Origin of the sequence: Collinsella aerofaciens, assembly GCF_902501475.1 — a bacterium.
Lineage (GTDB): Bacteria > Actinomycetota > Coriobacteriia > Coriobacteriales > Coriobacteriaceae > Collinsella > Collinsella aerofaciens_AL.
The window spans coordinates 107,510-132,036 of sequence record NZ_CABWIF010000043.1 but is presented as its reverse complement, the minus strand read 5'-3'; the positions used below and the strand labels follow the sequence as shown (position 1 = coordinate 132,036).

General features: G+C 59.9%; 22 protein-coding genes and 2 tRNA genes. 22 read left to right on the top strand and 2 right to left on the bottom strand.

Going from position 1 to position 24,527, the window contains the following annotated elements:
- Positions 1 to 275: 275 nt before the first annotated feature.
- The 16 genes from rpmE (at position 276) to GDJ93_RS07615 (ending at position 19,547) form a co-directional block, all read left to right on the top strand.
- The gene (rpmE, locus tag GDJ93_RS07690; RefSeq protein WP_006235303.1) at positions 276 to 701 is read left to right on the top strand and encodes a 50S ribosomal protein L31; all 426 of its coding nucleotides are present in this window, start codon (positions 276 to 278) and stop codon (positions 699 to 701) included.
- Positions 702 to 1,008: 307 nt separating this feature from the next.
- Positions 1,009 to 3,816, top strand: coding sequence for a preprotein translocase subunit SecA (gene secA / locus GDJ93_RS07685; RefSeq protein WP_152068343.1), 2,808 nt, complete (start codon positions 1,009 to 1,011; stop codon positions 3,814 to 3,816).
- Positions 3,816 to 4,964: a peptide chain release factor 2 gene (gene prfB, locus GDJ93_RS07680; protein WP_152068342.1), complete on the top strand. Its 1,149-nt coding sequence runs from the start codon at positions 3,816 to 3,818 to the stop codon at positions 4,962 to 4,964. Before secA ends, prfB begins: the two co-directional genes overlap by 1 nt.
- A 163-nt stretch (positions 4,965 to 5,127) precedes the next feature.
- Positions 5,128 to 6,018 carry a YitT family protein gene (locus GDJ93_RS07675; RefSeq protein WP_006235307.1) on the top strand — a complete coding sequence of 297 codons (891 nt, stop codon included), beginning with the start codon at positions 5,128 to 5,130 and terminating at the stop codon, positions 6,016 to 6,018.
- 207 nt (positions 6,019 to 6,225) lie between these two features.
- Positions 6,226 to 7,056 (top strand): transketolase, encoded by an 831-nt coding sequence (locus GDJ93_RS07670; protein WP_006235308.1) that lies wholly within the window; start codon positions 6,226 to 6,228, stop codon positions 7,054 to 7,056.
- Position 7,057: 1 nt separating this feature from the next.
- Positions 7,058 to 7,999 carry a transketolase family protein gene (locus tag GDJ93_RS07665; protein ID WP_006235309.1) on the top strand — a complete coding sequence of 314 codons (942 nt, stop codon included), beginning with the start codon at positions 7,058 to 7,060 and terminating at the stop codon, positions 7,997 to 7,999.
- Between the two features lie 526 nt (positions 8,000 to 8,525).
- The gene (ftsE, locus tag GDJ93_RS07660) at positions 8,526 to 9,746 is read left to right on the top strand and encodes a cell division ATP-binding protein FtsE (RefSeq protein ID WP_152068341.1); all 1,221 of its coding nucleotides are present in this window, start codon (positions 8,526 to 8,528) and stop codon (positions 9,744 to 9,746) included.
- Positions 9,733 to 10,653, top strand: coding sequence for a permease-like cell division protein FtsX (gene ftsX, locus GDJ93_RS07655; protein ID WP_035137414.1), 921 nt, complete (start codon positions 9,733 to 9,735; stop codon positions 10,651 to 10,653). Before ftsE ends, ftsX begins: the two co-directional genes overlap by 14 nt.
- Positions 10,654 to 10,843: 190 nt before the next feature.
- Complete coding sequence (locus GDJ93_RS07650) at positions 10,844 to 12,979, top strand: ribonuclease R family protein (protein WP_152068340.1); 2,136 nt, start codon at positions 10,844 to 10,846, stop codon at positions 12,977 to 12,979.
- A gap of 176 nt (positions 12,980 to 13,155) precedes the next feature.
- Positions 13,156 to 13,761 carry a recombinase family protein gene (locus tag GDJ93_RS07645; RefSeq protein WP_152068339.1) on the top strand — a complete coding sequence of 202 codons (606 nt, stop codon included), beginning with the start codon at positions 13,156 to 13,158 and terminating at the stop codon, positions 13,759 to 13,761.
- Between the two features lie 104 nt (positions 13,762 to 13,865).
- Complete coding sequence (locus GDJ93_RS07640; protein WP_193221491.1) at positions 13,866 to 14,447, top strand: VanZ family protein; 582 nt, start codon at positions 13,866 to 13,868, stop codon at positions 14,445 to 14,447.
- Positions 14,448 to 14,651: 204 nt separating this feature from the next.
- On the top strand, positions 14,652 to 15,503 hold the full coding sequence (locus GDJ93_RS07635) for a MurR/RpiR family transcriptional regulator (RefSeq protein ID WP_152068337.1): 852 nt from the start codon (positions 14,652 to 14,654) through the stop codon (positions 15,501 to 15,503).
- Between the two features lie 10 nt (positions 15,504 to 15,513).
- Positions 15,514 to 16,437, top strand: a complete 924-nt coding sequence (gene murQ / locus GDJ93_RS07630; RefSeq protein WP_152068336.1) for an N-acetylmuramic acid 6-phosphate etherase — start codon at positions 15,514 to 15,516, stop codon at positions 16,435 to 16,437.
- A gap of 57 nt (positions 16,438 to 16,494) precedes the next feature.
- Complete coding sequence (locus GDJ93_RS07625; protein ID WP_152068335.1) at positions 16,495 to 17,925, top strand: PTS transporter subunit EIIC; 1,431 nt, start codon at positions 16,495 to 16,497, stop codon at positions 17,923 to 17,925.
- 117 nt (positions 17,926 to 18,042) lie between these two features.
- The gene (locus GDJ93_RS07620; protein ID WP_152068334.1) at positions 18,043 to 19,095 is read left to right on the top strand and encodes a MupG family TIM beta-alpha barrel fold protein; all 1,053 of its coding nucleotides are present in this window, start codon (positions 18,043 to 18,045) and stop codon (positions 19,093 to 19,095) included.
- Between the two features lie 92 nt (positions 19,096 to 19,187).
- Positions 19,188 to 19,547 (top strand): arsenate reductase family protein, encoded by a 360-nt coding sequence (locus GDJ93_RS07615; protein WP_118226386.1) that lies wholly within the window; start codon positions 19,188 to 19,190, stop codon positions 19,545 to 19,547.
- 162 nt (positions 19,548 to 19,709) lie between these two features.
- Here the strand turns inward: GDJ93_RS07615 and GDJ93_RS07610 are convergent, their stop codons facing one another.
- Positions 19,710 to 20,120 (bottom strand): hypothetical protein, encoded by a 411-nt coding sequence (locus GDJ93_RS07610; RefSeq protein ID WP_006235322.1) that lies wholly within the window; start codon positions 20,118 to 20,120, stop codon positions 19,710 to 19,712.
- Positions 20,121 to 20,396: 276 nt separating this feature from the next.
- On the opposite strand from GDJ93_RS07610, the gene GDJ93_RS07605 reads away from it, so the two are divergent.
- The 6 genes from GDJ93_RS07605 (at position 20,397) to GDJ93_RS07580 (ending at position 22,978) form a co-directional block, all read left to right on the top strand.
- A tRNA-Gln gene (locus GDJ93_RS07605) sits at positions 20,397 to 20,470 on the top strand.
- Between the two features lie 17 nt (positions 20,471 to 20,487).
- Positions 20,488 to 20,564 (top strand) — tRNA-Glu (locus GDJ93_RS07600).
- Positions 20,565 to 20,658: 94 nt separating this feature from the next.
- Positions 20,659 to 21,576, top strand: a complete 918-nt coding sequence (locus tag GDJ93_RS07595) for a tetratricopeptide repeat protein (protein WP_152068333.1) — start codon at positions 20,659 to 20,661, stop codon at positions 21,574 to 21,576.
- The gene (gene smpB, locus GDJ93_RS07590) at positions 21,566 to 22,036 is read left to right on the top strand and encodes an SsrA-binding protein SmpB (RefSeq protein ID WP_006235325.1); all 471 of its coding nucleotides are present in this window, start codon (positions 21,566 to 21,568) and stop codon (positions 22,034 to 22,036) included. Before GDJ93_RS07595 ends, smpB begins: the two co-directional genes overlap by 11 nt.
- A gap of 206 nt (positions 22,037 to 22,242) precedes the next feature.
- Positions 22,243 to 22,746, top strand: a complete 504-nt coding sequence (locus GDJ93_RS07585) for a flavin reductase family protein (RefSeq protein ID WP_152068332.1) — start codon at positions 22,243 to 22,245, stop codon at positions 22,744 to 22,746.
- Positions 22,747 to 22,834: 88 nt separating this feature from the next.
- Positions 22,835 to 22,978, top strand: coding sequence for a rubredoxin-like domain-containing protein (locus tag GDJ93_RS07580; RefSeq protein ID WP_006235327.1), 144 nt, complete (start codon positions 22,835 to 22,837; stop codon positions 22,976 to 22,978).
- A 152-nt stretch (positions 22,979 to 23,130) separates the two neighbouring features.
- Here GDJ93_RS07580 and GDJ93_RS07575 read toward each other — a convergent pair whose 3' ends face one another.
- The gene (locus tag GDJ93_RS07575) at positions 23,131 to 24,423 is read right to left on the bottom strand and encodes an Nramp family divalent metal transporter (RefSeq protein ID WP_226812543.1); all 1,293 of its coding nucleotides are present in this window, start codon (positions 24,421 to 24,423) and stop codon (positions 23,131 to 23,133) included.
- Positions 24,424 to 24,527: the final 104 nt, after the last annotated feature.

The window sequence follows — 24,527 nt, the reverse complement described above, 5'->3', positions numbered from 1 at the left end:
CGGGGCGCTCCGCTACGGTACAGTGTTCATCATTGTACCTGTCTGGCGCCAAAAGGGGTGTGCTTACTGCGGCGTTACACGTCTGCAACATGGGAGAAGGGGCAACAGGGTGCGTGTCCGCTGCGGTTGGTCGCGCCGCGTTGCACAAAGACCGTGAACCTTTTGTGGGACGCGCGGCGCCGTGGTACCATAGCCGAGTTTGTTGTCTTGGTCGGAAACCAAGACGCCTTATGCGCTGATCGGTAACCAGCGCCTGACCAATAAGGAGTCCTACCATGAAGCAGGGTATCCATCCCCAGTATGTCGAGTGCACGGTGACGTGCTCCTGCGGCAACACCTTCAAGACGCACGCTACCGTGTCTGAGATGAAGGTCGAGCTTTGCAACGAGTGCCACCCGTTCTACACCGGCCAGCAGAAGTTCGTCGACACCGGTGGACGCGTCCAGCGCTTCGCCGACAAGTTCGGTGGCGCCGCTGCCGCCCAGCTCAAGAAGGCTGAGGAGGCCAAGGCTGCCAAGGCCGCCAAGGCTGCTGAGGCCGAGGCCGCTCGCAAGGCCGCCGCTGAGGCTAAGGCTGCCGAGAAGGCTAAGCGTGCCGCTAAGTTTGCCGAGGAGGCTGCCAAGCAGGCCGCCGAGGCTCCCGCAGAGGCTCCCGTCGAGGAGGCCGCTGCCGAGGCCGAGACCACCGAGGCTGCTGAGTAAATAGCTCGCCGCGGAATCACTCGCATTCATGGCATAAGGGCCGTGCATCCGTTTGGGTGCGCGGCCCTTTTCTTTTTATTGGTGCAAACCAACCTGCCCCCATTGCACCAAATGGCAGAGAGGCAGCGTTTGCCCAGATAAAACCTGCCAAAATTAACCTGTCCCATTGTGGCAGGTTGGTCGTAGTTATTACGTGGCGGTCGAGGTCGACCGTATAGGCCGCGCCTTGTTTGGCTAAAGTACAATCATCTGTGTTTAACTCGCCCGCAGCTGCACGGCGTGGGCGATGGCCAAAAAGGAAAACCACATGGGATTCATGTCAAAGCTGCTGTCCTTTGGATCCGATAAGGACCTTAAGCGCTACTACAAGATCGTCGACCAGATCAACGGTCTTGAGCCCCAGTTTGAGAAGATGACCGAGGAGGAGCTTCGCGGCCAGACCGATAAGTTCCGCGAGCGTTACGCCAACGGCGAGTCGCTCGACGACATGCTCCCCGAGGCCTTTGCCACCGTGCGTGAGGCTTCCAAGCGCACCATGGGTATGCGCCACTTTGACGTGCAGCTCATTGGCGCCATGGCACTGCACGAGGGCCACATCGCCGAGATGAAGACCGGCGAAGGTAAGACCCTCGTCTCCACGTTGGCCGGCTATCTCAACGCTATTGCCGGCAAGGGCGTGCACGTCGTTACTGTCAATGATTACCTTGCCAAGCGTGACTCCGAGTGGATGGGCCGCATCTATAAGTACCTGGGCATGACCGTCGGTCTGCTCCAGAACAACATGCCGCTCGAGCTCAAGCGCCCGGCCTACCAGGCCGACGTCACCTACGGTACCAACTCCGAGTTCGGCTTTGATTACCTGCGCGACAACATGGTTACCCGTCCCGAGCAGCGCGTGCAGCGCGGCCACAACTACGCCATCGTCGACGAGGTTGACTCCATCCTGATCGATGAGGCCAGAACGCCGCTCATCATCTCGGGCGCTGGCACCAAGTCCGCCAGTACCTACAAGGACTTCGCGCGTGCCGTGCGTGGCCTTGAGCGCGGCGAGGACGTGTCGCACGACATGCTTACCGCCACCGAGGACGTTGAACCCACGGGCGACTACGTCATGGACGAGGCCAAGCACACCATTGCTGCCACCGAGCGCGGTCTTAAGAAGATCGAGCGCCGCCTGGGTATCGATGACATCTACGCCGACCTTTCGGGTCAGCTGGTCAACCACCTGCAACAGGCGCTGAAGGCCCAGTACATGTTCCACCGCGACAAGCAGTATGTGGTCACCAACGGCGAGGTCAAGATCGTCGACGAGTTCACAGGCCGCATTATGGAAGGCCGCCGCTATTCTGAGGGCCTGCACCAGGCCATCGAGGCCAAAGAGGGCGTGCTCGTACGCGAGGAGAACCAGACCCTGGCCACCATCACCCTGCAGAACTACTTCCGTCTGTATGACAAGCTCTCCGGCATGACCGGCACGGCACTTACCGAGGATGCCGAGTTCCGCGAGATCTACAAGCTGCCCGTCGAGGTTATCCCCTCCAACAAGCCCGTGCAGCGCGTGGACCACGAGGACCTGGTGTACCGCACCATTCAGGCCAAGTACAACGCCGTCGCCGACGATGTCGAGCGTCGCCACGCCAAGGGCCAGCCGGTCCTGGTGGGCACCGTCTCCATCGAGAGCTCCGAGAAGCTGTCCGCCGCCCTTACCAAGCGCGGCATCGCACACGAGGTCCTCAACGCCAAGCACCATGAACGCGAGGCCCATATCGTGGCCCAGGCTGGTCGCTATGGCGCCGTGACCATCGCCACCAACATGGCCGGCCGTGGTACCGACATCTTGCTGGGCGGCAACCCCGACGAGTTGGTGCGCGAGCGCCTGGAGTACGAGGGCCTGACCATGGAGGACGTGACGCCCGAGCAGCTCGAGCAGTTTAACACCGAGGCCAAGGAGACTTGCAAGGCCGAGCGCGAGCGCGTGCTTGCCGCCGGTGGCCTGACCGTCATCGGCACCGAGCGCCATGAGTCCCGTCGTATCGACAACCAGCTGCGCGGCCGCTCCGGCCGTCAGGGCGATCCGGGCGAGACCCAGTTCTACCTGTCGCTCGAGGACGACCTCATGCGCCTGTTCGGTGGCGACAAGATGGACCGCGTCTCCAAGATGATGGTCACGGCCGACATGGGCGACGACATGCCCATCCAGCACAAGATCATCTCCAAGGCCGTCGAGAGCGCCCAGCACAAGGTCGAGAGCATCAACTTCTCCATGCGTAAGAGCGTCCTTGAGTACGACGACGTCATGAACAAGCAGCGCCAGGTCATCTACGCCGAGCGCAATAAGATTCTGGACGGCAAGGACCTGACCGACCACATCACCGAGGTCATGCACGACACCGTGTACCGCTGCGTGCAGGAGTTCTGCACCAAGGACAGTCACGATGGCGAGCGCGACCTGGAGGGCCTGCGCAAGTGGGTTGTGGAGCTCACCGGCCACATCGATACGCCGAAGTTCCCCGACGAGGATTATGAGGCCCTGGCTGCCGATGTCCTGGCTTACGTAGAGAAGTGCTACAACATGAAGGCCGAGCGCTTGGGCGAGGACCTGATGCGCGAACTCAACACCCAGGTCATGCTGCGCGTCATCGATACCCGCTGGATGAACTACCTGCAGGAGATGGACTACCTCAAGACCGGCATCGGCCTGCGCGGCTTTGGCCAGCGCGACCCGCTGGTCGAGTACAAGACCGAGGCCTACGGCGCGTTCCAGATGCTCGTCGACACCATGTACGAGGATTACCTGCGTACGGTTCTGCGCATCGAGATCAAGGCTGCCCCGCGTGCCGTGGAGCACAAGGAGGAGCCCGCGCTCGAGGGTGCGCGCTTCTCCGGTCCTGCCGAGGTCGATGGTGACAACGGCGACTCGGTGCTGCGCAAGCAGGCGCAGGTGCAGGCCCGCACGGCTGTCCAGGGTGGTCCGGCTGCCGTCAACAACGGTGGCAAGGTGACCACCTATCGCAAGTCCGAGAGCGACGATCCGTACGTCAACGTGGGCCGCAACGACCCGTGCCCCTGCGGTAGCGGCAAGAAGTTTAAGTACTGCCACGGTAGGAATCGTTAATGGCTGAGGCTTTAGAGATAACGCCCGCCGAGCTGGACGCGTTCGCGGACCGGCTCGGCGAGGTCGAGTCGTATCTCCACCTGGACGAGAAGCGTACCCGTGTGACCGAGCTCGAGGCCAAAAGTGTTGCCCCTGGCTTTTGGGATGACGCCGACGCCGCCCGTGCCACCATGGAGGAGATCGCGCGTACCAAGGAAGATATCGCTGCCGTGGACACCGCGCGCGGCGAGCTTTCCGATGCCCGCGCCGCGCTGGAGCTTGCCGAGGAGATGGGGGATGACCCCGACGCCGTCGCCCTTCGCGAGGAGGCTACAGCCACGGCTGAGCGCCTGGCCCGTGCCATCGATGGGCTTGAGCTTTCGAGCTGGTTTACCGGTGAGTTCGATCACGGCGATGCCATTGTGACCATCAAGCCCGGACAGGGTGGTCTGGAGGCCCAGGACTGGACCTTCATGCTCTTTAAGATGTACATGAAGTACTGCCAGCGTCGCGGCTGGAAGGTCACCATCAACGACTGTCCCGCAGCCGAGGTCATCGGCATCGACCGCGCGACCTTTACTGTCGAGGGCAAGGACGCATTTGGCATGCTGCGCGCCGAGGCCGGCGTCCACCGCTTGGTTCGCATCAGCCCCACCGACGACAAGAAGCGCCGCCAGACCACGTTTGCCGGCGTCGAGGTCATCCCCGTGCTACCCGATGATATCGACATCGAGATCAGTCCCGATGACATCCGCGTGGACGTGTACCACGCGAGCGGCCCGGGCGGCCAGGGCGTTAACACCACCGACTCCGCCGTGCGCGTGACGCATTTCCCCAGCGGCATTGTGGTCACCTGCCAAAACGAGCGCAGCCAGATCCAGAACAAGGCCGCGTGCATGCAGATCCTCAAGGCTCGCCTGTACGAGATTGAGCTCGAGAAGCGTGCCGAGGCGCTCGATGAGATTCGTGGACCCAAGACCACGATCGGTTTTGGCAACCAGATTCGCAGCTACGTGCTCTACCCGTATCAGATGGTTAAGGACCTACGCACGGGCGTGGAGACCAGCAATGTCGAGGCAGTTCTTGACGATGGCGACCTGGACCCGTTTGTTATTGGCTATCATCGCTGGGCGACCGGCAACGCCGATGCAGAAGGCTCGGAGGTCTAAAACATCGTGGCTTCAAGCCGATGCCAAGTCCAACGGTTGGACGGGTTTGTATCCAGAACAAACCCTGCGCAGGGGTGGTTTTTGTCCGGCGAATCGGTAGAATCGAATACAAGAAGAAGTTCAAAGTGCATCCGTTTGGGTGCGCTTTTTTGAGGGAGGCAGCATGGCATATCGTCTGGACATCAAGCGCATTCTTTCGATGAACTTCTTTCACGACCTGCCCCAGATCATGTTGGGGTGTGCCTTGGCCGCCATCGCGACCGACCTGTTTTTGATTCCCAACGGTCTTGCCGCCGGTGGCGTTACGGGCCTTGCGACTATTATCCAGGCGGTCGGCGCGGCGCGAGGCGTGTCGCTTCCCGTCGGTATCCAGACCATCGTGATGAATGCCTTGCTGCTGCTGGTCGTTATGCGCGAGGGCGGCATGTTCTACGTGGTGCAGACCGCGACGGGCTTTGTGCTTCTGGGCTTCTTTACCGATCTGTTCGCCCCGTTTGTAGCACCTCTGGCGGATGCGGACCTGATGCTTCCCGCTATGTGGGGCGGCATTATTACGGGCATCGGTTACGGCATGGTGTTGCGCGCCGGCGCCAACACCGGCGGCTCGGACACGATTGGCCAAATCATCTCGCGTAACACCTCGCTGCCGGTGGGCTCGACCGTCATGGCGATCGATGTTGCCGTATGCGCGCTGTCGGCTCCGGTCTTTTCAATCGAAAACGCACTATATGCAGGCCTTTCGATGGTCATTAGCGGCTACGTGATCGATGCCGTGGTCGATGGTGGCAACAAACGCCGTATGGTCCTCATCATCTCGGACAAGTTCCCTGATATCGCTGCCGATATCATGTATGGCCTGGGTCGTGGTTGTACCAAGTTTAAGGCGACTGGCATGTATTCGGGTGCCGAGAAGCCGGTGATTATGGTCATCGTGAGCCGTCGAGAGCTCAATACCCTCAAGACGATCGTGCGCGAGCGCGATCCTCACGCCATTGTGACGGTCGCTGACGTTACGGAAGCCTTCGGCGAGGGATTCAAGGACATTAGCGCGTAGGGGCGACCGCGTTCCATCCAAAAGACGTTCACATTGATAAACCGTTTCATCAGCGGTTCTGCCTGCTAAATTGTTCAAATAATGATAAAAACTCTGGTAAAGCCATCAGTTTCCAGCATAATGAATGACGTACGTGCATTGCGGCTGTGTTGGGATTACCTTCGGTGCCGTGCGCATTTTGTCTAATGAGGATGAAAGGAAGGCACAATGAGCGACGAAGAGCTCAAAAAGGTTGCCAACGAGGTAAGGAAGGGCATCGTCACCGGCGTGCACGCTGCCAAGTCCGGCCATCCGGGCGGTTCGCTCGGCGCTGCCGATATCATGACCTATCTGTATTTTGAGGAAATGAACGTCGACCCGGCCGATCCCCGCAAGGCCGACCGCGATCGTTTTGTGCTCTCCAAGGGCCATTGCGCTCCGGGCCTGTACGCCGTGCTCGCCGAGCGTGGGTTCTTCCCCAAGGAGGATCTCGAGACGCTGCGCCACATCGGCAGTCACCTGCAGGGTCATCCCAACATGAACGACACCCCGGGCGTTGACATGTCCACCGGTTCGCTCGGCCAGGGCATTTCCGCCGCCGTGGGCATGGCGGTTGCCGCCAAGCACTGGGGCGATACTTACCGCACGTACGCCCTGCTGGGCGATGGCGAGAGCGAGGAGGGCCAGGTCTGGGAGGCCGCCATGTTTGCCGGCAACCAGCAGCTCGATAACCTCTGCGTGATCGTCGACCACAACGGCCTGCAGATCGACGGCCCCGTCGAGGAGGTCAACGACCCCATGCCGCTCGCCGACAAGTTCCGCGCCTTTAAGTTCCACGTGGTGGAGCTCGCCGACGGCAACGACTTCGACCAGATCCGCGCCGCCTTTGCCGAGGCTCGCGCCACCAAGGGGCAGCCGACCGCCATTATCGCCGAGACCATGAAGGGCAAGGGCGTTTCCTTTATGGAGAACCAGGTTGGTTGGCACGGCAAGGCCCCCAACGATGAACAGTTTGAGCAGGCCATGGCAGAGCTCACGGCCGCCGGAGAGGAGCTCTAGGATGGCAGACGTCAAGAAAATCGCCACGCGCGTAAGCTACGGCGAGGCCCTCGTCGAGCTCGCCAACGAGCACGATGACTTTGTGGTCCTCGACGCCGACCTGGCCGCCGCCACGCAGACCGGCAAATTTAAGGCCGCTTGCCCCGACCGCTTTTTCGACGTGGGTATCGCCGAGAGCAACCTGATGGGTGTTGCCGCCGGTATCGCGACCACCGGTCGTGTTGCCTTCGCGAGCACCTTTGCCATGTTCGCTGCCGGTCGCGCCTTTGAGCAGGTCCGTAACTCCATCGGCTACCCGCACCTTAACGTTAAGATCGGTGCCACGCACGCCGGTATCTCGGTGGGCGAGGATGGCGCCACGCACCAGTGCTGCGAGGATATCGCCCTGATGCGCGTCATCCCCGGCATGACCGTGATTGTTCCCGCCGACGACGTGGAGGCCCGCGCCGTGACGCGCGCCGCCTACGAGTGCGACGGTCCGGTGTACATGCGCTTCGCCCGTTTGGCCTCGCCGGTTATCAACGACCCCGAGACCTACAAGTTCGAGTTGGGTAAGGGCATTGTCATGCGCGAGGGCGCCGATGTGACCATCATCGCCTGCGGCCTGATGGTCGGCGAGGCTCTCGAGGCCGCCGAGCAGCTCGCTGCCGAGGGCATCGACGCCGAGGTCATCAACATGCACACCATCAAGCCCATCGACGCCGACCTGATCGTCAAGAGCGCCACCAAGACCGGCCACGTCGTGACCGTCGAGGAGCACTCCGTGATCGGCGGCCTGGGCAGCGCCGTTGCCGACGTCCTGTGCGAGCAGTGCCCGACGCCGCTCAAGAAGATCGGCGTCAACGACACCTTCGGTGAGTCCGGCCCGGGCGCCGAGCTCCTGCACAAGTACGGCCTGGACGCCGCCAACATCGTGGCGACCACCAAGGAGTTCTTGGCATAAGGCAAGGCGGATCTCAAGGACTGCTTCGCCAGAACTATAAAACTGTTTCGCCAGTACTATGGAAACCCGGCAGGGGCGCTCTCTTGGAGAGCGCCCCTGTTTCAGTTGCGGTGAAATAAGGACTGTTTTGCCAGCTTAAAGGCTCAATTAATCCGTATTTCACCGCAACTTATGAAGACGCCCCTCAAGCACGGTCCCATCAGGGAAAAGGGCATATATCGGCAAAGTGCAATTCAGACCCTTCCAACTTTGTATATGCAGCACTTCAAGATAAACGCAGCGACCCCTTAGTTATCGCAGGCCGGGCACAGGGTTACTCTCCAAATCTTTCCGCAGGACGGAGGAGCCCCTGCCGCGCGAAGCGCGCAGCGGGGGCTCCGACATGTCCGAGGACGATTTGGAGAGTAACCCTGTGCCCGGCCGACGGGATCCCTAAGCACGCCATGCTTCTTATGTGCAGCAAAGCTAATGCTGCTAAAATACAAAGCGCTCATGTAGTTTAAACGCACGACGATAAGGAGCACCAGTGGGTAACCACTTCCGTACCTCCGGTGCGGGCGATGATGCCCCCAAGACGCAGGCAGGCGTCCAGGGCAGTCGTTTCGCCACTCCGGATTCAGAGGGCCAGCCTGTTGCTCAGGCCCCCGCTCAGCCGGCAGATCAGGCACAGCCGGCATCCGATCCCTTTGCCTACAATCCAACCAGCGATGTCGCGCTTTCCGGCACGGCGGGTTTTGAGCCCGTTCAGGCCGTGACCGCTCGCGTGGAGCAGCCTCAGGCTGGTGCCGCCACGCCGCAGCCTACCATGGCCGGCATTCCCGACCCCTTGGCCCCTGCGGCGCCGGCTCCTCAGCCTGCGCAGTCCGGTCTCTTTGCCGCTATTCCCGACCCCACGCAGCCTGCTGCCCCGGTGGTCGAGAGCGATCAGGCCGCCGAGGTCGCAAGCCTCGATAACGCGCTCAACAACCCCGATTTTACGTCGGTGTTTGCGCCCATCGATCCCCAGGCCAGCCGCAAGAAGATGGCCAAGCAGGCCGGTGTCGAGCCCGTCATCCTTATGGAGCATGTCACCAAGATCTATCCGGCACAGCCCAACAAGCCTGCACTCGACGACATCAACATCGAGATCTATCCGGGCGAGTTCGTCTTCCTGGTCGGTCACTCCGGCTCGGGTAAGACCACGCTGCTGTCGACGCTCAACCGTGACGTCAAGCCGACGAGCGGTCGCATCCTGGTTGCCGGTCAGGACCTCATGAAGATCAAGAACCGCAAGGTTCCGTTCCTGCGCCGCCAGATTGGCGCCGTGTTCCAGGACTTTAAGCTTCTGCCGCAAAAAACCGCCTACGAAAACGTGGCGTTTGCCCTGCAGTGCATCGGCAAGCCCAAGGGCGTCATTCGCAGCCAGGTGCCCGAGGTGCTGCGTCTGGTCGGTCTGGCCGATCAGATGGACTCGCTGCCCGACCAGCTTTCCGGTGGCGAGCAGCAGCGCGTTGCCGTCGCCCGCGCTATGGTCAACCGTCCGCCGCTGCTGATCTGCGACGAGCCGACGGGCAACCTCGACCCGGCGATCTCGCTGGGAATCATGAAGCTGCTCGAGCGTATTAACCGCACCGGCACCACCGTGATCGTCGCCACGCACGACCGCGAGATGGTCGATAGCATGCACCGTCGCGTGATCGCCCTCGAGGGCGGCCACGTTATCCGCGACCAGGAGAGGGGAGGTTACGGCAACTATGGCACCAACTAACGTGGGCTACTCCTTCAAAGAGGCAATCAGCCACTTCTTCCGTAACTGGACTACCTCGCTCGGCGCCGTCATCACGATCTTCCTTTCGCTGTTTATCATCGGCCTGTTCATCATGGGCTCCGCGATGCTGAACTCCGTGATCGGCACCGTCGAGGATCAGGTTGTCATCAACGCGTTCATTAGCGATGACGCCGATCAGGCCGATGTTCAGGCTTTTGAGGCCGAGCTTAAGACATGGAATAACGTCAAGTCCGTGACCTATAAGGACAAGGACGACGCGCTGGCCGAGTATACGAGCAAGATGTCGGGTAACGCCGACGCCACCATGAGCGCGCTCGACGGCCAGAACCCGCTGCCCGCCTCGTTTGCGATTGAGATGGACGATCCGTCTCAGGTCGAGAGCACGGCCAAGAAGCTCAAGAAGAATGCCGACTTCCAAAAGATCGCGGACGACGGCGACGTCAACGCGAGCGTACTGTATGGCCAGGAGGAAGTAAGCCGCCTGTTCCAGGTGACCAACTACATCCGTATTGCCGCCGTGGTGCTCGTTGGCCTGCTGACCTTTATCGCATTCATCTTCATCAACAACACGATTCGCCTGTCCATCACGGCGCGTCGTCGTGAGATTGCGATTATGCGTCTGGTCGGCGCCAGCAACGGCTTCATTCGCGGCCCGTTTATCACCGAGGGCGTGCTGCAGGCCATTTTGGGCTCGCTGCTTTCCATCGGCGTTCTGGAGCTGCTACGCAATCTGATGATTCCGCGTCTGCAGGAGAGCATCGGCTGGATGTCGTTTGCCCTGCCGATGCAGTACTACCTGGTGACCTATGCTGCGCTGATTCTGGTCGGCGTGATTATCGGTCTCTTTGGTTCTGCCATCGCCATGCGCCGCTACCTGCGCGTGTAGGCATGCCTGGAATTCATCCCTTCCAACGGGTCGTCTCTTATGGGGCGGCCCGTTTTTTGATCCCTAGGGGACGGGGGAAACGGATCATCGTGGCGCTGGTCTATCTATGTGATCCGTTTTCCTCCGTCCCCTAGGGATGATTTGGGTAGACTCTTGGGATGTAAGCGGCAATCGATAGTTAGGAGGCGCCATGGGGCGCAATAACAAGCATAAGCGTGGAGCTCGCAATAAGCGCGGGCCGGTGCGCAGCGAACGCCGTCCGAGCCTGACCGGGCGCGTGCAGCTCCATGAGCATAGCGCCTACGTTGTAACCGAAAACGGCGACTACAAGGTCATGGGCCGCGGTAAGCGCGAGATCATGGATGGCGATACCGTTGCCGTGAGCATTAAGAACAGCCCGCACGGTGAGCGGTGCGCCGTGATCGAAAGCGTGGTTGAGCGTGCAGCCATAAGCGTGGTGGGCACGTACCAGACCGCCGGTCCGCTCGGTGTGATCGAGCCGCTCGATTCGCGTCTGAAGGCCGACTTCTTCATTCTGCCCGAGGATACCTCGGCGGATCGTCTGGGCGTCCACCCGGGTGATGCTGTTGTCGCGCGCATTTTGACCTACCCGACGCGCCTGGAATCGGGTACCGTGACGATCGAACGCCGCATTGGCGGAGATGACGCGCCCGATTTGGGCGTTCAATATGTGATGGCGCGTTACGGCTTTACCGATAGCTATCCCGAGGCCGCGCTGGCCGAGGCCGAGGGGCTTTCGCTCGATGTGTCCGCGGCGCTTAAGGACCCGCTCCGCCGCGATCTGCGCGACCGCTTTGTCATCACGATCGACCCGGTCGACGCGCGCGACTTTGACGATGCCATTTCGTTGGAGCGCACGCCCGAGGGTGGCTACAAGCTGGGTGTGCATATCGCCGACGTTTCACACTATGTGGCTTGGGACGGACATATCGATCTTGAGGCTCGCCATCGTACGACATCGGTGTATCTGGCCGATCGCGTGCTTCCCATGCTGCCCGAACGCCTGTCCAATGACCTGTGCTCGCTTCGTCCCGACGAGGACCGCCTTGCGTTTACCGTCGATATCGAGCTCGATGCGCAGGGTCGCGTGCGGCATTACGATCCGTACCCCAGCGTGATTCGCTCGCGTGTGCGTATGGACTATGACGGCGCCGAGGCGCTGCTGGTGCGTGCCGGCGCGGTTGAGTATTCGGTGTTGGAGGGTGCGGCCGAGGATGTTGCGGCTGCCGAGACCTCGCGCGAGGAAGCGCTTGAGCGCGGTCTTGCGTGCGAGGAGGCCGCCCGCGGCTACAACGTCGACCTCGGCGATTTCCTTGTCGCCGCCAACGAACTCGCCGAACTTCGCCGTCGTATTCGTCGCGCCCGCGGCTCAGTCGATTTTGACACGGCCGAGATTCGCGCTCTATTGGATGAGGACGGAGTGCCCGTGCAGATTGTGGCGCGTGAGCGTTCGTGTGCCACGTCGCTTATCGAGGAAGCCATGCTGCTCGCCAACGAGTGCGTTGCAGAGTGGCTGGCAGACCGTGATATCGAGGCCTGCTATCGCGTGCATGAGGATCCGAGCCCCGATAGCCTGCACGGTGCTGCCGTTGCGCTGGCGCAGCTAGGCATCATCGACGATCGCCGTGCTGCCGGTATTGCCCTGGGGAGCCCCGATGAGCTGCAGGCTGCAGTTGATGCTGCCGCCGGTACGGCCAACGCACCGCTCGTCAACACGCTGCTTCTGCGCAGCATGCAGCGCGCGCTGTACAAGCCGCGCAACGAGGGCCACTTTGCGCTCGCCGCGCCGTGCTACTGTCACTTTACGAGTCCCATCCGTCGCTACCCCGATCTGGTGGTGCACCGCGTGCTCAAACTGCAGTTGGCCTATGAGCAGCTCGGCGGCAAGGACGCCTTGGTCCGTACGCCGCGGCTGATCGGCAAGGGGCGCGAGTCACTGCCGCGCATTCTGCCGCAGATCTGCCGCGCATGTAGCGATGCCGAGCGCGCGGCAGATGCCGCCAGCCATGCGACGCAAAAGATCAAGATTGCCCAGTACTATGAGGACCGTCTGGGTGAGCGCTATGCCGGAACCGTCTCGTGGGTTAGCAGCATGGGCCTCTTTGTGCGCTTGGACCTAACACAGGTCGAGGGCCTGGTTTCAATTAAGAGCCTGGGCAACGAGTGGTTCGAGTTCGACGAGGACGCGCTTACGCTGACGGGCGCCGACACGGGGACTCGCTATGAACTGGGCCAGCGCGTGATTATCGAGGTCTCGCGCGTCAATACCACGCGTGGACACTTGGACTTTAAGCTTATCCATTAGCTAAATCCCGACTCGTGGCGAGAGAGCGGAGGGCGGTCTTTCGGGGCCGCCCTCCGCACTTGAATAGTGGCTACCTTGCCGTCTGCTCGGCCGCCCGCTTACCTGCTATTTGAGAGGTAAAACCTACCAAAATAAACCTGTCCCTTTTGGCAGGTTTACAAGAAAGCGGGGATGAGATGGCGACGGTGTACGGGTATGCGCGGGTGAGTTCGCGCGATCAGAATCTGAATCGGCAGCTGGATGCGCTGGGCGCCTATGGCGTGGGCTCGGCGAATATTTATGCCGACCATGCGAGCGGCAAGGACTTCGATCGACCGCGTTATCGCGAGCTGCTGCACGTCCTGGGAGACGGGGACGTGCTGGTGGTGCTTTCTATCGACCGACTTGGCCGTGATTACTCCGAGATTCTTGAGGAATGGCGACGCATTACCAAGGAGCTCGGGGTTGCCATTGTGGTGTTGGACATGCCATTGCTTGACACGCGCGCTAGGGCCAGCGGCGCGCCGGATGTGACCAACGTCCTGATTGCCGATATTGTGCTGCAACTGCTGAGCTACGTGGCGCATGTGGAGCGCGAGAATATCCATCGGCGCCAAGCGGAGGGAATTGCAGCGGCGCGGGCGCGAGGGGTCCGTTTCGGTCGACCTCGCAAGCCGTGCCCTCCTCAGTTTGAGCTGGTGCGCGATAGCTATGAGGCGGGCGATATTACCCGCAGCCAGGCAGCAAAGTGCCTGGGCGTGTGCGTGGGGACGTTCGATCGCTGGATGCGCGAGGCGGGGTAGGGGTTTGCGTCGCTTTGTCGCTTCCTGTTGCGATTCAAATTTTGATACGGTGACGATGCCATTTGGGGCTACACTCGCTGATATTCAAAAAAGGAGGTTGGCCCTTGGCGCGCGTAAAACAAATAATCGGATGGACCGCGATCGTTCTGTTCGCTGCAACGCTGGCGGGCATCTGGGTGCTGACGGAGCAAAATGCGGTGGAGACGTCGTTGCTGAGCGAGTCCACCGCGCGTGTGGTGGAGGGTCAGGCTACGGGCGTTCAGGCTGCCGATGCCACGGGTGAAGCCCAGACAGAGAACGGAATGACCGGGGGCGCCGATTCGGCTGCCTCGAATGTCCGGTCTGGCCGACTTGCTTCCATTCGCATGTGGGTGGGCACAAACGTCCGTCGCGTTGCCCATACCGTAGAGTTTTTCTTCGTCGGATTATTCGCCTCCGTGGTCGTGGTTTGCCTTTCCAGGCGTCCGTGGAGCGTATGCTCCCGTTGCGTGCCCGTATTGCTCTTTTGCGCCGCCTGCTCCGTTGGCGATCAGGTGCATAAGATCTTTGTTCCCGGCAGGCATTTCGACGTTATCGATTTAGGATTCGATGCTGCGGGCTATGTCACCGCCATGCTGTTGGTATTGCTGGCAGCGGCGTTGGTGCGCCATGCGACTCGGTCGATCGGCGCCCATGCAAGGCGCTAGCCGGTAACAAACCCGTTTCTGATAATGCGACCTTGTTGAATTATTTTGTGTCGCGCGTATTTCCGAGCGGTCGGATTTGAGGGGCGAGCGGTAGAACGCTCGCCCTTTGTGCGCCACGATGCGGCACAATGTACCACAAAAGCTGTTTGTATCCGGTACGAATCGTTCGTTGGTCTTTAATTCTTCTCAACGGAGGTGTTTGAGATGGCAAACGGATTGCTTTTGCGGCTTCGCGAGCGTGGGCTCAGTGCGAGCCCGGCGGAACGCAATGTCATCGCATATGTAAGCGCTCATCCGCACGAGGTGGTCGGGCTGTCCGTCCGCGGTCTTGCCGATGTCACGTTCTCCTCGCCCTCGAGCATTTTGCGCTTTTGCAAGCGTTTGGGTTTTGCGGGCTACAAGGAGTTCCAGCGCGAACTGATTGCCGAGCTGGCGCTCTTAGGTGACAAGAAAGACGTTGCCCTCGAGGACATCTCCATGGATGACAGCGTCGAACGTATCGTGGGGAAGGTGATGAAAAGCAACGTGCGCACGATCGAGGCGACGGCGCGAACGCTCGATTACACCGTCTTGGAGCGATGCGCAGCCCGTCTTAAGCGGGCACGCGCGGTCAATCTGTTCGGTATTGGTGCCTCTCGTTTGGTCGCGCACGATCTGGCGCAAAAGCTCATGCGTGTCGACAAAGAGTGCCATCTGTACGACGACTGGCATGATCAGCTCTTATGTGCCAAGAACATGCATGAGGGCGATATGGCAATCGCCTTTAGTTACTCGGGCTTGACGCAAGAAGTGCTGGACTGCACCGCCGAGGCTCAACGCCACAACTGTCCCGTTGTGGCCGTTACCAAAGTAGATGGATCATCCAAGCTTGCCACCATGGCCGATGCCGTGCTCGGCGTCGCTGCGAGTGAACCCTTGGTCCGCAGCGGTGCCATGGCTTCGCGTATGGCCCAGCTTATGGTTGTCGATGCCCTGTACGCCGCTTACGTTGCCAGCGACTACGAACGGGCGACGCATGTCATTAAGCAAAACTACATCGAGAAACAGGAAAGATGAGGTGAATGAAATGCTCGATTTAACAAAATTCACGACCGAACAGCGTAATCAAAGGTCAATGGACCTCGATACGATGACATCGCTGCAAATCGTCACGACGATGAACGATGAGGATCTTCGTGCCGTCCAGTCGGTCACGAAAGTGCTGCCCCAGGTTGCCACAGCAATCGACTGGGCTGCTGAGGCACTCGAGCGCGGCGGGCGCGTCTTTTACATGGGCGCAGGCACCAGCGGTCGTCTGGGCGTACTCGACGCTTCGGAGTGTCCGCCCACGTTTGGCGTGTCACCCGATCTGATTGTCGGGCTCATTGCCGGAGGCGAGACGGCGTTTATCAAGGCTGTCGAAGGTGCCGAAGACAGCGAGGAGCTTGGCGCGAACGACCTGCGAGAGCGTGGACTCTCGGACAAGGATCTTGTCGTTGGCCTGGCGGCAAGCGGTCGTACTCCTTATGTGGTGTGCGGCCTTGTGTACGCCAAGGCAACTGGGTGCAAGACCATTGCAATTGCCTGCAACCAAGGGTCGAAGATCGGGGAGAGCGCAGATCTTGCCATTGAGCCCGTGCCCGGTCCCGAGGTGCTGACCGGCTCAACGAGGCTCAAGGCGGGAACGGTTCAAAAGCTCATTCTCAACATGATTCCGACCGGTGCCATGGTCAAAATCGGCAAGGTGTACCAAAACCTGATGGTCGATGTGCAGCAGACGAACGAGAAGTTGGTGGTGCGCGGCCAGAACATCGTGATGGAAGCGACCGACTGCGCGCGCGAGCGCGCTGTTCAGGCGCTTGCGGATGCCGACGGCCACGTAAAAACCGCTATTGTCTCGGTGCTGTTGGACTGCGATGCCGAGCAGGCTGCGGTAGCTCTTGAACGGGCGCACGGCCATGTCCGTACTGCGGTGAGTGGCCATGAGAAGAGCAATGCCGATGTCCAATAGGTGCACGGCGTGAGCTGATATGACATCTAGACGAGATACCCAATACAAGGAGGAGTTATGACGAACAAAGAGCTGGCTCAAAAGCTGCTGGACCTTTTGGGCGGTAAAGACAACGTGCTCGCAAACGCGGCGTGCATGACGCGCCTGCGCGTGACCGTCAAAGACACGGGCAACGTCGACACGGAGGGTATTAAGGCGCTCGACGGCGTGATGGGCCTGGTCGAGGACGACACGATGCAGATCGTGCTGGGTCCGGGCAAGGTGAATAAGGTGCTCGAGGAGTTCTCCAAGCTCACCGGCCTTGCGAAAGGCGTTGCCGATGAGAGCGTGGTTGATGCTGCGGCCACAAACAAGGCCGCGCAGAAGGCCAAGTACGAGTCCAAGCCGGTTCAGGCCTTCCTCAAGAAGATTTCCAATGTCTTCGTCGCCCTGCTTCCCGGCATCATTGCGGCTGGCCTCATCAACGGTATCTGCAACGTCATTAACGTCTCGACGGCAGGCGCGCTTGCAGGCGAGTGGTGGTACCAGGGCATTCGCTCCATGGGCTGGGCCCTGTTTGCCTATCTGCCCATCTTGGTGGGCTATAACGCAGCACGTGAGTTTGGTGGCTCCGCTGCGCTGGGCGGCATCGCCGGCATGATGTGTATCGCCAACAGTGCCATGCCCCTGCTTGCGCCTGGCGCGGCTGATCCTGCCACTGCCATTCTGCTGCCGCTCACCAATGCGCAGTACAACCCCGCAGCGGGCGGCATGATCGCGGCTCTCATCGCTGGCGCATTTTTTGCCTGGATGGAGCGTCAGATTCGCAAGATTATGCCCAACGCACTCGACACGTTCTTGTCCCCGCTGCTGGTGCTCATCATCGGCGCCTTTGCTCTGATGCTCGTCATCCAGCCGGTTGGCGCATGGCTGACGACTGCCATCTTTAGCGTTTTGACCTTTATCTTCGAGAAGCTGGGCGTCCTGGGCGGCTATATCCTGTCGGCAGGCTTCTTGCCGCTGGTGTCCGTCGGCCTGCATCAAGCGCTCACGCCGATCCACGCTATGCTCAACGATCCCGACGGCGCTACCAAGGGTATCAATTACCTGCTTCCCATCCTTATGATGGCTGGCGGCGGCCAGGTCGGTGCCGGTTTGGCGCTGTACTTTAAGACCAAGAACGCCAAGCTCAAGAAGTACGTCGCAGAGTCCATTCCCGTTGGAATCCTGGGTGTGGGCGAGCCTCTGATGTATGCTGTTACGCTGCCGCTCGTTCGTCCGTTTGTGACGGCCTGCCTGGGTGCCGGATTTGGCGGCGCGCTCGCGGCGCTGCTTCACATCGGCACGGTTTCTCAGGGTGTTTCCGGTCTGTTTGGCCTGCTGATCGTCGTTCCTGGCCAGCAGCTCGGCTACGTTGCCGCTATGCTGCTTGCCTATGCCGCCGGCTTTGTCCTGACGTGGTTCTTTGGCGTCGACGAGCAGAAGATCAACGAGTTCTTTGGCGAGTAGTTTGATATCGCGAGCCGTGTTGCTCGGGGTTCGCGGCGCGCGGCAGATTTCTTGATGTTATGGTTGTGCCGGCGGGGCTAGCTGCTCCGCCGGCCTTTTTTAAAGGAGCGTTGAAGCGTGAAAACGGGTATTTCGATTTATCTTTCCAGCCCTTTGCAGGATATTGAGCGGACGATTGAGCGTGGTGCCGCGGCGGGTGCGCGCTACGCGTTCACCTCGCTGCATATTCCCGAGGATGGGGGAGCGGCGTATGCCGATAAGGTCCGTCATGTGCTGTCGCTGCTTTCCGCCCGTGGCATTGCGCTCATTGCCGATGTGGGGCCTCGCACGTGCGATTTGCTTGGGCTTGAGCGCATCGAGGACCTGCGCGATCTGGGGTTGGAATACCTTCGTTTGGACTATGGCTTTAGCGCCCAACGGGTCGCGGAGCTGTCCGGTGTATTTCGCATTGTGGTCAATGCATCGACGGTGAGTTCTGATGAAATCGCATCGTGGCGTGAGGCCGGTGCCGATGTGACTCGTTTTGCCGCCTGCCACAATTTTTACCCCAAGCCTTATACCGGTTTAGCTCTTGAAGATGTTGCTCGGACGAATCTTCGTCTTGCGGCGCTTGGATTCGAAATCATGGCTTTTGTGCCGGGTGATGCTAACGTTCGCGGGCCGGTATTCGAGGGACTGCCGACGGTCGAGGCGCAGCGCGGTCGCGCGTCAAAGGTTGCCCTCAATATGCTTGAGCTTGCACATGGCGCCGATTGCGACATTGTGTTGGTCGGCGACCCCGATCTTTCCGATGCGGGCTGGGCGCAGTTTGCTCAAGTTTCCGCCGGATACGTGGACCTGCAATGCGAGCTTGAGCCCGGTTATGCCTATGTGCGCGGGCAGATTCACCACGACCGGCCCGACTCGAGCGTCCTCATCTTTAGGTCTCAGGAGTCACGTACGACGCTTAAGCCGGATTCCGTGCCGACGGATGCCGGAGCCGGCCTGCCGCGAAAGGCGGGGTCGATTGCTGTGAGTAATAGCGGATATGGGCGCTACGAAGGCGAGCTTGAGATTGCGCGGGTCGATCTTCCCGGTGACGAGCGCATGAACGTTGCGGGCCATATCACGCCCGAGGCAATGGAGCTGTTGCCGTTTATCAAGCGCGGATTCGGGGTACGGTTCGTTTAACGTGTGACCCGCGGGCTACAATTGGCCCATCATACGAAGGCGCCTCGTGTGGCGTGTGTCTGCGTTGGCCGATCTATATTCGGAGGATTCCCATGACCGTACTGTTTGTTGAATATCCCAAGTGCTCGACCTGTAAGAAGGCCAAGGCATGGCTGGACGAACATGGGGTTGAGTATATCGACCGCGATATCGTTTTGGACAATCCCACGGCTGATGAGCTTGCGACCTGGATTGCTCGTTCGGGGCTGCCGGTGCGGCGCTTCTTTAATTCGTCGGGCATGAAATATCGAGAGCTGGGCCTGAAGGCGCGTCTGGATGCGGGCATGACGGATCGGGAGTGCTACGAGCTGCTGGCGACCGACGGCATGCTGGTCAAGCGTCCGCTGCTGGTGGGCGACGACTTTGCGATTCCCGGCTTTAGGGAATCGGCTTGGGCCGAGGCGTTGCTGTAGCGGCTGCGGAAAGTGCGACCCGGAATTCGCTTCCAGAATGGGATGCGCTTTCCCAAAGTGGCCGGTTGCGGAAAGCACGTCCCATTCTGAGCTTCGATTGTGGGACACGGTTTCCTGAGCTTGAAATCTGGGACGCACTTTCCGCCGGCGGGCCTGCCTCAGTCAGTCCGCCAGCTGTGCCCATTCGTGCGGATCGTAGACCTTTACGTGTTTGTTGGGCTTGCCGCTCCAGTACTCCTCGTCCATAAAGGGCAGATATGCCTGAACGCCGGGGCAGATAAAGGGAATCCGCTGCTGTTGCAGTCGCTCGCGCTGGCGCTGCTCCAGGTGCGCCTCGGATATGACGGTTGGCATGCCGGACAACTCGACGAGGCTTGCCTGGATTCGCTTAAGGTCGGGGAGTCCCGCGTGCCATGACATCCGCATGATCAAAAAGGATGCACGGCGGTATTTTGCCTGCACCACAGTAATGGCGGGGCGCAGTGTGGGATGGATTTTGTCCCGTTCGGGCCAAAGGTCGGCAGTGATCTCAAGGCCCAGGGTCTCCCATAGGTAATCAAGCTCTTCGTCCATGGCGCCTCGATATCTACGCGATCATTGATACTTCGATTGTGTTGCCTGGTGCTATCGTTTTCGCGGTAGAATCTGCCAACGGTTGACGGCTACCGCTCGCGGCGTTTTGCCCTTCGTGTACAGCGGTCGGCTTCACAGGTCCTTCACGGGTTGGACTAAATTAGGCCAATTTGACTGAATTTCAAAAAAGTCAAAATTGGGGCTTGCGTCACGGCGAGACTTCCCGTATATTTCTTTCTTGCGCAAAGGCACAGCCGAGCGCAGCGATGCAGTCATTGGGATGTCGTCTAATGGCAGGACAGCGGATTCTGGTTCCGTCAATGGGGGTTCGACTCCCTCCATCCCAGCCATTGCATTTGCTACATATGGCCCGTTCGTCTAGCGGTTTAGGACGCCGCCCTCTCAAGGCGGAGATCACCAGTTCGAATCTGGTACGGGCTACCAAAATTGAACGCCCGGGCCTCGTAAGAGACCCGGGTTTTGTGTATTGACCGTATATACGGCGCCTGCCGTGTTTCGCTCAGATCGAGGAGTAGCCATGGATCTGCCCATCAGCTTGCAAGACATCACGTATGCCGAGAACTATCTGGCGCAGGGCGACCTGGCTACGGCGACGCCGCTGCTGGAGCGTCTGGTGGAGCTCGCCGAGGAGTATATCGACGCTGAGTGCAAGACGGAGGAGAAGCGCCAATACTTTAGCTTCGATAGCAAGTTTGAGCGCTTGGCCTATCGCCGCGTGGAGAAGGATCCGCGCGAGCTCGTGCAGGTCGAGGTGCCGTTTGACCGCCTGTACTCTGATATGGCGTTTGCCTACATTCGCCAGCAGGATTATGTGAGCGCTCGTAATGCCCTGATGCAGGCTGTGCGTTGGGACCCCATGAACTGCAACTATCGCTTGGATTTGGCCGAGCTGTTCCGCGCACTCGAGGACAAGCAGGAATGGGCATCGCTCTCGTTCTCGGTGCTGGAGCGTGCAAGCGATGGCAAGTGCGCCGCCCGCGCTTACGCCAATCTGGGTCAGTACTTCTTGGAGCCCGAGACCGAGAACGTTTCGGCTGCCGTGGGCTGCGCGCGTCTGGCGCTGCGCCTGGCGCCCAACGATGCGCATACGACGCGCCTGCTCAACAAGATCCATACCACCTATCCGGATGCCGCTGATGAGAGCGACGACCACGTGATGGGTGAATTGGCCCTGCAAGGCGTGCCGACCTCGCCTTCGGCCGAGATTGCCATCTGCCTGATTATGTGCGCGACCGATGCTGCAAGCGACGGCGACAAGCAGGAGGCGACGCGCCTGACGGTACGTGCTCGCGACTTGGTGGGCGAGGAGGCCTGCGCGGCGATTATCAAACTGGTGCGCGAGAGCGATGCCGAGCTCAATGCCGAGCGCAAGGCAAAGCGCGAGACTGCGGGCTCAAACGCCGATGAGGCCAAGGAGGCCGGCGATGCCCAGTAAGCGCGAGCGCAAACTCATTTCCAAGAATCGCTCGGCACATCACGAGTACTTTATCGATGAGACGTTCGAATGCGGTATTGAACTGAGTGGCACCGAGGTCAAGTCGATTCGCGAGCGCGCCTGCCAGATCACCGATACCTTCGCGCTGATCCGCGGCGGGGAGTGCTGGCTCGTCGGCCTGCATATCCACCCTTATAGCCATGGTGGCGTGTGGAATCGCGATCCCGATCGTCGGCGTCGTCTGCTGCTGCACCGCAAGGAGATCGACTTTCTTGACGGCAAACTTCGCAACCGTGGTTATGCGCTGGTTCCGTTGGAGCTCTACTTTAATACCGACGGCCGCGTAAAGCTGCTGCTGGGTCTGGGTCGCGGCAAGAAGCTCTACGACAAGCGCGAGGACATGGCCAAGCGTGATGTCCAACGCGAGATCGACCGCGCCCTTAAGGAACGCAACCGCTAGGCACTCTGTATAAGTTGCGGTGGAATACGGACTGTTTTGCCTGTTTGAGGGGCTATTCAGTCCCTATTTCACCGCAACTGCGGGCGTCTCATCTTTCTTATTGTTCTGACACATATGTCTCAAAGGCGGCGTCCGTTATGGGTGCCGCCTTTTTTGTGGGTACATACATTCATGAGGTTCCAACCCGAGTTAGGGGAGTGATCGTTATGGACAAAACTGCGTTCTTTACCATGCCGAGCGGTCTGTACGTGGTGAGCGCTGCGGCAGACGGGTTGCGCGCCGGCTGCGTCATCAACACTGCGGTGCAGGTGACGTCCATGCCGCCGCGTATTTCGGTTGCCGTGAACAAGGACAATGTCACCTCGGGCATCATCGCATCGGCCAAAGCGTTCGCGCTGACCGTGATCGATCAGACGGCCGATATGCTCTACATCGGTAACTTTGGGTTCCGCACCAGCAGCGATTATGACAAGTTTGCCAAATACGAGACCCGCGAGACGGCTCTGGGCATGCCCTATGTGCCTGAGCACGCGGCGGCCCTGTTTAGCTGCCGTTTGATCGACACTGTGGATGTGGGCACGCATCTGCTGTTTATTGGCGAGGTCGAGGATGCCGAGCGCCTGAGCGACGAGACGCCGCTGACGTACGACTACTATCACAAGGTGCTAAAGGGCAAGACGCCGCCCAAAGCCTCGTCGTATCAAGGCTAGAAATGTTCTAAAAATACTTGCATTATGTTATTGAGAATATATACTAATAAGTAAGTACACCAGCAGTCACGTTCGAGAGGAGAACATCATGGCTGAGGAGAAGAAGACGTATAAGTTTGTGTGCACCGTTTGCGGTTACGAGGTTGAGGTCGACACGCCCGAGCTGCCCGAGGACTACGTGTGCCCGGTCTGCGGCGTCGGCCCCGATGAGTTTGAGCTTGTCGAGGAGTAGCTCGTAGACACACGACTTGCAACAACATATAGCTCTGTCCAAGGGTCCCGGTCGAATTCTCGGCCGGGACCCTTTTGATTTATCTGACGGTTTAAAACGGTCTCACGTTTTACAGATTGAGACGTTATATCTGGACAGTCACGCCATCTCAATTACATTCCCGTTAGCAGCACGATGTCGAGAATCGTCACGATGACGCCGATCCCTACGAGCAGCGCGTCGAGCGGGCGCGAGTTGGCGTATTTGCCCATAACGCGGGGCGAACTGGTGAGTCGTATGAGCACAAAGACCGTAATCGGCAACTGAAGCGACAGCAGCGCCTGACTCCAGATGAGACCCTCAAAAGGATTCGGGACGATCAGGCACGCCGCCACTGCGCCGACGAAACAGACCGCCACTCCAATCGATGAGTGCCGGTCGTGGATGTCGTATTCCTCGTCGAACATGCCCGCGGTGATGGTGCCCGCCGCCATGCCCGCCGTCACACTACTCGATATGCCCGCAAACAGCAGCGCCACCGCAAAGATGGTCGAGCTTGCCGGGCCCAGAATGGGGGAGAGCGTGTCCGCTGCGACGGCGAGGTCGTCTACGAGAATGCCGTGCGCAAAGAAGGTCGTTGCGGCCAGGATGACCATGGCCGAGTTGATCGCCCAGCCCACGCCCATCGAAAAGAGCGTGTCGAAGAGTTCGTAGCGCAGACGTTCCTCGATAATCTGCTCGCCTTGGCCTTCGAAGTGCATGGATTGGATGACCTCGGAGTGCAGGAAGAGGTTGTGAGGCATAACGACCGCGCCTAGGACACTTACGATAATCGCGGCCGAGTCGGTGGGCATACTGGGTGTGATCCAGCTTGCGGCGGCCTGCGGCCAGTTGACCTTGACCAGCGTAAGCTCAGCCAAAAACGAGAGTCCTACCACGCCTACGAAGGCGATGATCCATCGCTCGGCGCGCTTGTAGGAGCTCGTCATGAGCATCGCCATCGATACTGCCGCCATGATGACGCAGCCCGCGCGCACGGGCAGCCCAAAGAGCATTTGAAGGGCAATCGCGCCACCCAGGACTTCGGCCATGGCGGTGGCGATGGTCGCGAGATAGGCACTGGCGAGCACCGTGCGCCCAACGAAGCGGGGGAGAAAGCGGGTCGTGGCCTCGGCAAGGCAGGCGCCCGTGGCGATGCCCAGGTGCGCCGCGTTGTGCTGCAAGACGATCAGCATAATCGTGGACAGCGTGACGATCCACAGCAGCGCGTAGCCAAACTGCGAGCCTGCGGCCATATTGGAGGCCCAGTTGCCCGGGTCGATAAAGCCGACGGTCACGAGCAGCCCGGGGCCGATATGCCGCGCAATGTCTAGGCCTCCGTGACCGCCGGTGCGTCGGGAGCCAAAATGATGTTTGAGATGGTTGAGCATGGTGAGCTCCTGCGTGCCGTTTGCTTGACGCCGCAAAGGATACCCGTTTTATGCTAAAAAGTTAAACAAGACTAACAAAATAATTGTATTTGAATAGGATGGTGAAAGGGGATTACCGAAATGTCTTGATCTGTAACAAC